General features: G+C 67.0%; 8 protein-coding genes and 1 pseudogene. 4 read left to right on the top strand and 5 right to left on the bottom strand.

Translation table 11 applies throughout. The features are described 5' to 3' along the window. Nucleotides 1–240: 240 nt before the first annotated feature. Nucleotides 241–1,106: pseudogene (locus tag QOD90_RS07820) on the top strand (type IV toxin-antitoxin system AbiEi family antitoxin). 50 nt (nucleotides 1,107–1,156) lie between these two features. Here the strand turns inward: QOD90_RS07820 and QOD90_RS07815 are convergent. The 4 genes from QOD90_RS07815 to QOD90_RS07800 form a co-directional block, all read right to left on the bottom strand. After that, the gene (locus QOD90_RS07815) at nucleotides 1,157–3,346 is read right to left on the bottom strand and encodes an acyl-CoA dehydrogenase family protein (protein WP_526348331.1); all 2,190 of its coding nucleotides are present in this window, start codon (nucleotides 3,344–3,346) and stop codon (nucleotides 1,157–1,159) included. Nucleotides 3,347–3,410: 64 nt separating this feature from the next. Further along, nucleotides 3,411–4,373, bottom strand: a complete 963-nt coding sequence (locus tag QOD90_RS07810) for a 2-hydroxyacid dehydrogenase (RefSeq protein WP_526348333.1) — start codon at nucleotides 4,371–4,373, stop codon at nucleotides 3,411–3,413. Then, nucleotides 4,364–5,482 (bottom strand): alpha/beta hydrolase family protein, encoded by a 1,119-nt coding sequence (locus QOD90_RS07805; protein WP_526348329.1) that lies wholly within the window; start codon nucleotides 5,480–5,482, stop codon nucleotides 4,364–4,366. Before QOD90_RS07805 ends, QOD90_RS07810 begins: the two co-directional genes overlap by 10 nt. Beyond that, nucleotides 5,479–6,117 carry a TetR/AcrR family transcriptional regulator gene (locus tag QOD90_RS07800; protein ID WP_526348327.1) on the bottom strand — a complete coding sequence of 213 codons (639 nt, stop codon included), beginning with the start codon at nucleotides 6,115–6,117 and terminating at the stop codon, nucleotides 5,479–5,481. The genes QOD90_RS07805 and QOD90_RS07800 overlap by 4 nt, the downstream gene beginning before the upstream one ends. A gap of 83 nt (nucleotides 6,118–6,200) precedes the next feature. Between QOD90_RS07800 and QOD90_RS07795 the strand changes: the two genes are divergently transcribed. After that, the gene (locus tag QOD90_RS07795; RefSeq protein WP_526348325.1) at nucleotides 6,201–6,782 is read left to right on the top strand and encodes a VOC family protein; all 582 of its coding nucleotides are present in this window, start codon (nucleotides 6,201–6,203) and stop codon (nucleotides 6,780–6,782) included. Here the strand turns inward: QOD90_RS07795 and QOD90_RS07790 are convergent. Further along, the gene (locus tag QOD90_RS07790; RefSeq protein ID WP_526348323.1) at nucleotides 6,779–7,399 is read right to left on the bottom strand and encodes a TetR/AcrR family transcriptional regulator; all 621 of its coding nucleotides are present in this window, start codon (nucleotides 7,397–7,399) and stop codon (nucleotides 6,779–6,781) included. The genes QOD90_RS07795 and QOD90_RS07790 overlap by 4 nt on opposite strands. Nucleotides 7,400–7,481: 82 nt before the next feature. Between QOD90_RS07790 and QOD90_RS07785 the strand changes: the two genes are divergently transcribed. After that, on the top strand, nucleotides 7,482–8,381 hold the full coding sequence (locus QOD90_RS07785) for an oxygenase MpaB family protein (RefSeq protein ID WP_526348321.1): 900 nt from the start codon (nucleotides 7,482–7,484) through the stop codon (nucleotides 8,379–8,381). A gap of 95 nt (nucleotides 8,382–8,476) precedes the next feature. Then, a partial coding sequence (locus tag QOD90_RS07780; RefSeq protein ID WP_526348319.1) for a hypothetical protein occupies nucleotides 8,477–8,751 on the top strand: 275 nt, incomplete at its 3' end.

Raw genomic sequence — 8,751 nt, 5'->3', positions numbered from 1 at the left:
GACCAAGTCGCCGCCGAACTCAACGCCCGACCCCGCAAACGCCTCGGCTTCCGCACCCCCGCCGAAGAACTCGACCGACTACTCTCAGACCCGTCCGCATTCGTTGCAGCGACCGCTTGAATGCAAGCGAAGTATCGCCACCCTGGTGCAGAAGTCGCTGACGGGGGTGGCGTGTAAAGCCTGTGCAGAAGTGCAACACGGGAGCTCATTTCGTCGGAGTCGGTCGTCAGCATCCAAGGCATGTGGCAGCCAATCGTCGGTACTGAGTCCATCCGCGACGGATTCTCACCCGCGGGAGCCTGCGGTGGAACTACACCCACATTCATCCCCGGGTCTACCTTCCCAAGGGTGCGGACCCGACGGTGCAGACGAATGCGGTCGCCGCGTGGCTGTGGACGCAGCGTCGGGGCGTGATCGCCGGGCGCGCGGCAGCCGCATTGCATGGCGCAAAGTGGGTCGACGCGTCCACCCCGATCGAACTGATCACCGAGCACACGCGACCGCGCGCCGGGGTCATCGTCCGCGAGGAGCGGGTCGGCGCCCACGAGATCACCGAGGTCTGCGGCCTTCCTGTCACCACGCCGTCGCGTACGGCGTTGGACCTCGCCCGTCACCTCGAGCGCAATGCGGCCGTCGCCCATCTCGATGCCTTGGCTGCTGCGACCGGGGTTTCGGCGGACGACGCACTCGAGCTGGCGGCCAGCTATCGCGGAGCGCGGGGTGTGCGGCGGGCGCGGCTGGCACTCGCGTTGATGGACGGTGGGGCCCAGTCACCCAGGGAGACTTGGTTGCGACTCCTGCTCATCGACGACGGGTTGCCACCGCCGAGAACCCAGGTCGAGGTCTCCGACGGCCGACGTCGGGCGTTCATCGACATGGGGTACGACGAACCCATGGTTGGCCTCGACTACGAAGGCGGACATCACAGCACCGAACGGACGCAGTACGTCCACGACATCGGCAGGGCCGAGCTGATCGACGGCCAGGGGTGGATCGACCTCAAGGTGGTCGCCGAACACGGTCGACGGCTCATCCTCGACCGCGTGCGGGCGGCATTCACCCGTCGCGGCTGGACCCCACCGCCGAGATCTGCAGTGGGGTCGTGACTTTCGAAGAGTCGCGACCCTGGCGCAGAACTCGGCGAAGGGGTTGCGGCCTACGGGTCGCGGGGCAGGCCGAGAAGTCGCTCGGCGATGATGTTGAGCTGCACCTCCGAGGTGCCGCCGTAGATCGTCGTTGCGCGGCCCGCCAGCAGGTACTCCGACCACTTGCCGGAGAGCTCGCCAAGGTCGCCGATGGCTCCGTCGGTGCCGAACGAGGACACTCCGAACTCGGCATAACCCTGACCGGTCTTCATCGACAGGAGTTTCGAGATCGCGGCCGCGGGCATCGGGTCTCCGCCCGCCAGCGTCAGCAGCGTCGAACGCATGTTGAGCAGCTTGGCGGCATGGCCCTCCGCGATCAGCCGACCCGCCTCGTTCTGCTCGATCTGGTCGAAGTGGCCGTCGCGCAGGAACTCGACGAACTGGTCGAGGCTGGCCAGGAAGGGCGGCTCGCTGCTGCCGATCGACACCCGCTCGTTGGTCAGCGTGTTGCGGCTGACCTCCCAACCGCGGTCCACCTCGCCGAGGACGAGGTCGTCGGGCACGAACACGTCGTCGATGAACACCGTGTTGAACATCGCGTTGCCGGTTAGCTCGCGCAGCGGCTTGACCTCGACGCCTTCACTCTCCATGTCGAGCAGGAAATAGGTGATGCCGGCGTGCTTGGGAGCGCTCGGATTGGTCCGCGCCAGCAGGGCGCCCCACTTCGAGTACTGGGCACCGGTGGTCCAGATCTTCTGACCGGTGATCCGCCAGCCGCCGTCCACCTTGGTCGCCTTGGTGGTCAGGCTCGCCAGGTCGGACCCTGCGCCCGGCTCGGAGAACAGCTGACACCAGATCATCTCGCCGCGGAAGGTCGGCGGAAGGAAGCGCTGCTGCTGAGCGTCGGTACCGTACGCCACGATCGACGGAATGATCCACGCGGCGATGCCCATCGGCGGCCGCTTGACACGACCGCTCGAGAACTCCTGGGCGATGATGATCTGCTCGACGGGGGTGGCGGCGCGGCCCCACGGCGTTGGCAGGTGCGGCGTCACCCAGCCGCCCTCGGCGATCGCGGTGATGCGCTCGTCGCTCGAGAGTGCTTTCAGCGCAGCGACTTCCGCGCGGATCTCGTCGCGCAACTTCTCGGTGTCCTGGTCGAGGTCGATGTCGATCGGCCGCATTCCGGTGGAAGTGGCGACGTCGATCACCTGCTGCGGGTAGTCGGCGGCGCGACCGAAGCACGCCGCCAGCACGATCGCGCGGCGGTAGTAGACGTTGGTGTCGTGTTCCCAGGTGAAGCCGATGCCACCGTGGACTTGAATGCAGTCCTGGGCACAGTGCTGGGCGGCGACGGGAGCAAGGGTTGCGGCGACGGCGGCAGCGAATTCGTAAGCGCTGTCGGCATTCCCGTTCGTCGCCTCGTCGATGGCGCGCGCGGCGTCCCATACGGCGGCGGTGGCGCGCTCGGTCTCGGCGATCATGCCTGCGCACTTGTGCTTGATGGCCTGGAACTGTCCGATCGGGCGGCCGAACTGCTCGCGGATCTTGGCGTACTCCGACGCGGTGTCGGTGGCCCAGCGGGCGACGCCGATGCACTCCGCCGACAGCAGCGTCGACATCAGGGCCCTGGCCAGGGTGCGGCCGAGATTGGACAGCACACGGTCGTCGGCGACCTCGACGGCGTTGGCGCGGACGTGTGCCAGCGGACGCAGCGGGTCGACGCTCTTGACGGGCTCGATCTCGACCTGGTCGGCGTTTAGGACGATCCACTCCTCGCCACCGTCGATCGCGACGGGCAGAACCAGGAGCGACGCCTGCGCGGCGGCAGGCACGGCGCGGACCTCACCGCGGATGACGAGTCCGCCGCCCTGACGCGTGGCCGTCAGGCCGGAGTCGATGGCGTACGCAGCGATGGTCTCACCGGAGGCGAGCCCCTCGAGCAGCTTGTCCTGGGGGTCGTTCGCGGCGATCAGCGCGCTTGCGATCGCCGACGGCACGAAGGGGCCGGGGACTGCTCCGTACCCGAACTCGGCGAGCACGATGGCGAGCTCGAGGATGCCGAAGCCCTGACCGCCGACGTTCTCCGAGAGGTGCAGGCCCTGCAAGCCCTGTTCGGCGGCGGCCTTCCAGTAGTTCGGCGGGTTGGAGATGGGCGTCTCGAGTGCTTCGTGCAGCACCTCCGACGGCGCCACGCGCTTGACGAGATCCCGGACGGAGTCGGCCAGGTCGTTGTGCTCGGAAAGGATCGCGATCGGCATGCTGATGAACTCCTCGGTACTACCTTGAATCAACCGGTGGGTTGGGATCGAGGGTACGCGGCCGCTACGACCGCCGGACAGCCACCTCGTTCACCAGGTTCACCAGGTCTTGACCGGCGCGAAGACGACGACAGTTGTCGACGCCCACGGCGAGATAGCGGCGCATGGTGTCGGCCGTGTACCAGGTGACGTGCGGGGTGACGACGACGTTGTCCAGGACCAGCAGCGGGTTGTCTGCCGCCACGGGCTCCTTTGCGAAGACGTCGAGGCCGGCGCCGGCCAGCCGCCCTTCGCGCAACGCGTCGACCAGTGCTCGTTCGTCGATGATCGCGCCTCGCGAGGTGTTGACGACCACCGCTTCGCGCTTCATCAACGCGAGGCTGTCGGCGTTCAGCAGCTCTGCCGTCTTCTCCGTGAGCGGCAGGTGCAGCGACACGATGTCACTGTCGGCAAGCAGCTCGGCCAGTGGGCGCCAGCCGGGGGTGCCGTCATCGCGGGTGCTGGTGTGCAGGACGGCGGCGCCCATGGCGGTGACGATCGCCTCGACCTGCTTGGCGATGTTGCCGTAGCCGACAAGTCCGACCGTGCAGCCGCCGACGTCGCGGACCGTCTCTCCGAGCGTGGGATCCGACGGCCAGCCACGTCCCTCCCGTGTTGCGCGGTCGAGGGTCGGCAGCCTGCGCAGGACCGCCAGCATCAGGAGCACCGTGCCCTCGGCGACCGAAGGGGCGTTGGCGCCCGGCATGTTGGCGACGCCGATGCCCAGTCGCGTCGCCGCCGCGACGTCGATGGTGTTGACGCCAGCGCCCAGCTTGTGCACCAGGCGGCATCGCGGGGCCCGCTCGAGATCCTCGCCGGACAGCGGCCGCAGGACGTGCCAGATGACGTCCACGTCGGGCAGCTCGCGGTAGAAGGTCTCCTCGTCATCCTCCGCGCAGTAGCGAATGTCTAGCCAATCCAACTGGGGCGCAAGGAATTCATGCACCTTGGCACCCGGCGTGAAATGGGCGAGTACCTTCACCGCCATCGTTTCGCAATCCACTTCGCGACGATGTCGGCCTGCTCGCTGCGAGCGCCTGGCGTTGTGAAGTAGTGGTCGGTGTCGATCGAATGGAGGGTCTTGTCGGTGCTGGCCAGCGCATCGTAGATGCGCCGGGCGTCCGAAGGGTAGACGCCGGTGTCCTGCTCGGCGTTGATCACCAGGGCGGGGCAGTCGATGCGGGCCAGGTGCGGCTCCGCGCCGGTCTGCGCGGTGCGCAGACTCCACATGCCCAGCCAGCTGCGTAGCGTGCACGCCGCGGCGATGCCGTGCGCCGAGCGGTTGGCCTTGACCGGTAACCCGACGTAGCAGGTGTTGGGTGGCCGCTTCGAGGGCTCGAGGGTGGGATCCACCATCCGAGGATCGGCCCAGGTGCGCAACACGGTGAACGGACGGTCCGAAAAGCCGGCCTTTCGAACGCGTTTCAGTTCGTCGGAGACCCAATCGGTGATCGCGTCGTTGCGGGCCACCTGTGCGGCGCGGTAGCGCTCGATGAAGGCTGCCGAGTACGGCGGGCCGTTGCGCTCGTCGAAGATGTCCAGACCCGCGTCGGCGGCGATGGGATCGTTCTCGTCCACCACGGATCCGTCCATCCAGGCCGTGAGCACCTCAGGTCTGCCCGGGTGCGCCGCGCTCGCGATGTAGCCGTCGGCCGCCGGCAGTTCGCCAAGCCCAGTTGCGGGCCGCATGCCGTCCAGCGGTGTGACGTGCGGGTCGACGGCCTGCGCCTGGTACGCGGCCATCAACGAACCACCACCTGAATTACCAAGCAGCACAATTGTTTCGATGTGCTGTACGTCGCGAAGCCAACGGATGCCGACGCCGATGTCGACCAGGGCGTGGTCGAGGAGGAAGCTGCTCTCGTTGCCACGGAAGCGGGTATTCCAGCCGAGGAAGCCGATTCCCCGCGTCGCCATGTAGTCGGCGAGATAGTGCTCGGAGAAGTCGATTTGGTAGTGCGTGGCGATCATCGCCACCTTCGGCTTGCGGCCAACGCCCCGGTAGTAGATCCCCTGGCAGGGATGTCCGCCCGAACCCGCCCGTCGTGCGGTCGGGGAGTCCGTCCCGATGAACTCGCGCGTTACTCCAGGTGTCATGACGTCGACGTTCCCTCGTGATAGACGGTTCGATAGAAGACGTTGGCCAACGTGGCGATGCACGCGTCGTCGTCGACGAGCGCCGCGCCGTTGCCGCGGTCACCGCCGAGTTGCGTATAGCAGAACTGATTGAGCATCGAGACCATCGCCACGGCGATCAGGTGCGGGTCGTCGCCTGACGAGAAACCCTCGCGCTGAGCCCGTTTCACCATGCCGGTAATCAGGGAGATCGGCAGTTCGCAGATGTCGGACCAGTACTGCGCGAAGTCGTCGTTGATCATGGCGAGCTGTGAGACGCCGATCATCTCCGCCAGTCGGTGACGGTAGGTGTGCCAGTGGGCGGCGGCCGCGCGGTACGCGCGTTCGTGGTTGTCGAGGTCCGGCTCGGCGGCAGCCTTGGCGCGCTCGCGAGCCTCGTCGCGGAAGCGCACTGCCCATTCGCGGACCATCGCCTCCTTGGAGTCGTAGTAGTTGTAGAAGGAGGCCGTCGAGCGCCCCGCCTCGGCGGCGATGTCCGCGATGGTGGTGGCTAGAATTCCCTTGCGCGCGATTACAATTCGGGCAGCAGCATCGATGGCGGCCTGCGTTTGCCTGCCGCGAACGGTGGGGAGCTGCTCGCGCGGGGCGACCGTCACTGGCAACCTCTCTGCAGATCCTGGCTCAGAGCTGAATCTGATGTTAGATTCAGATTCGTCCTTTGACCAGACGGAGTCGAACCATGATCAAGCCCGACAACACCAATTCCGAATTCGAACTCGGCGGCATCAATCACGTGGCGCTGGTGTGTGCCGACATGGCGAAGACGGTCGACTTCTACTCGGGCGTCCTCGGCATGCCGTTGGTCAAGTCGCTCGATCTGCCAGGTGGCATGGGCCAACACTTCTTCTTCGACGCGGGCAACGGAGACTGTGTGGCGTTCTTCTGGTTCACTTCCGCACCCGATGGCGTGCCGGGTATCTCCGCGCCCGCGGCCATCCCCGGCATCGGCGAGATCGTCAGCGCCGTCGGTTCGCTCAATCACCTGGCCTTCCACGTGCCTGCCGAGAAGTTCGACGAGTACCGAAAGCGGCTGAAGGAGAAGGGCGTACGGGTAGGGCCGGTGCTGAATCACGACGAGAGTCCGGCGCAGATTTCGGCCACGTTGCATACCGGCGTCTACGTCCGCTCGTTCTACTTCCAGGACCCCGACGGCATTACGCTGGAGTTCGCCTGCTGGACCAAGGAATTCACCGCGAGCGACGCGGTAACCGTGCCGCGGACCGAAGCGGACCGCCGACCGCCGGTGGCCGCCGGGCACTAGGTCCGATCGAGGCTGCGCGCCGCCAGCTCGTCGAGGATCCGCGTCAGCTGATCGACGAGCTGGGCCTGGGTCATCCCGATGTCGCCGGACACCCACGCGCTGATCGTCTGCCCGACGCCGCCGACCACGAAGTGGGCGACGGCCTTGACCCAATCCTTCTGCGGTAACCGGTACGCCGTCTCCACGTGCTCGCCCGACAACAGCGCGAAGATGGATCCAAGCTCGACGCGTTTGCGCGCCAGCACCGGATTGGAGAGCCGGGCATTGAACAGCAGCCGCCCAACGCGGGAGTCGTCGGCGATTACGCGGACGAGGTTGGCGATACCCGCCCGGTTCTGCTCCTCGCGAGGCGCCGCGGTGACGGCGGCCTGGGTGGTCGCGGCAATGTCGGCGATCACCCGGTCGACGACGGCGGCGACCAGGTCGTCCTTGTCGGTGAAACTCTCGTAGAAGTACCGGGCGGTGACGCCGGCCTCTGCGCAGACGGCGCGAACGGTCAGGTCGGGTGGGTTCTCCACACCGCCGAGAAGTTCGAGACCCGCGTCGAGCAGCCGGCGCCTGCGTTCGGCGACCCGGTCACGAGCCTGCACGCCGCCGTACGGCCGGACTTTCGACATGCCCATGATCTTGACACCCGTCGGGCGGCAGTGCAATATCTGAAAACACGCGTTCTCAGATTTGTGGAGGAAGGGTTGACCAATGACGGTCAGTGACAGTCATGTCGAGCGTGCGGTTAGCGCGCCCGCCGCGCTCACGGCTCGGCGCAGACCGCTCAAGCGGGGCGGCCCGACCCTCGACGAGGGCCTGCTCGGGGTGGGCCTCCTGCTCGGCCCCGCGAACGTCATCATGCAGCTGGCCAGGCCGGGAGTGGGATACGGCGTCCTGGAGAGCCGGGTCGAGAGCGGCCGGGTCGATCTACACCCAATCAAGCGGGCCCGCACCACATTCACGTACCTGGCCGTGGCGGGCCGGGGCAGTGACGACCAGAAGGCAGCGTTCCGGCGTGCGGTGAACAAGGTCCACGCACAGGTGTACTCCACCGACGAGAGTCCAGTGAAGTACCACGCGTTCGACAAGGATCTGCAGATGTGGGTGGCCGCGTGCCTCTACAAGGGCGCCGTCGACTCCTACCGGACGTTCGTCGGCGAAATGGACGACGAGACCGCTGACCGGCACTACGCCGACGGGATCTCGTTGGGCACCACGCTGCAGGTGCCCCCGGAGATGTGGCCCGCCGACCGCGCCGCCTTCGACGCCTACTGGCGGGAGCAACTCGCGAAGGTCCACATCGACGACACCGTCCGCGAGTATCTGTATCCGATCGCCGCGAGCCGAATCCGCGGGGTGAGGTTGCCAGGGCCGCTGCAACGCTGGAACGAGAGCGTGGCACTGATGATCACGACCGGCTTTCTGCCCCAACGCTTCAGGGACGAGATGCGACTGCCGTGGGACGCGAGCCGGCAGCGCCGCTTCGACCGGCTGATGGCCCTACTGCGGACCGCCACCCACCTGTCACCACGGTTCGTTCGGCAGTTCCCGTTCAACGTACTGCTCAAAGACCTTGACTGGCGGATCAGGACCGGCCGTCCACTGGTGTAGCCGGGCAATACCCGCGGAAGCCTCCTTACGGGCGATTGGCAGGCAAATCTGCCGTCCCTGCGGTGACAGAGCAAACACGGTTGTAGTATCGCCGGATGGCGGGGCGCGACCCGTCTCGGTTCGACTACCTCTTCGAGCCGATCGACGGGGATCTCGAGGGTGTGGGGACGGAGGCCGTCCGGGTGACGGTGCCGACCCTGCCCCGGCCGCGGTTCCCCGTCCTCCTGGCGGCGGCCGTCGTCCTCGGCGCAGGCCTCGGAGCGGGTCTCGTCTCGCCAGGGCCCGCTGACGCCGTCGAGACACCGCTCAGTGGCACCACTACGGTTCCGTCGAGACCTGCCACGACCGCGGCCCCGGTGGTCGAATCGCC

Source organism: Mycobacterium sp., from assembly GCF_032161845.1.
Taxonomy (GTDB): Bacteria; Actinomycetota; Actinomycetes; order Mycobacteriales; family Mycobacteriaceae; genus Mycobacterium.
The sequence above is the reverse complement of the archived record's forward strand: the minus strand, read 5'-3'. Positions and strand labels throughout refer to the sequence as shown.

Excerpts from the sequence above, each read along its gene's own strand:
- QOD90_RS07815 (WP_526348331.1), bottom strand. The coding sequence starts at position 3,346 with ATGCCGATCGCGATCCTTTCCGAGCACAACGACCTGGCCGACTCCGTC.
- QOD90_RS07810 (WP_526348333.1), bottom strand. The coding sequence starts at position 4,373 with ATGGCGGTGAAGGTACTCGCCCATTTCACGCCGGGTGCCAAGGTGCAT.
- QOD90_RS07805 (WP_526348329.1), bottom strand. The coding sequence starts at position 5,482 with ATGACACCTGGAGTAACGCGCGAGTTCATCGGGACGGACTCCCCGACC.
- QOD90_RS07795 (WP_526348325.1), top strand. The coding sequence starts at position 6,201 with ATGATCAAGCCCGACAACACCAATTCCGAATTCGAACTCGGCGGCATC.
- QOD90_RS07790 (WP_526348323.1), bottom strand. The coding sequence starts at position 7,399 with ATGTCGAAAGTCCGGCCGTACGGCGGCGTGCAGGCTCGTGACCGGGTC.
- QOD90_RS07785 (WP_526348321.1), top strand. The coding sequence starts at position 7,482 with ATGACGGTCAGTGACAGTCATGTCGAGCGTGCGGTTAGCGCGCCCGCC.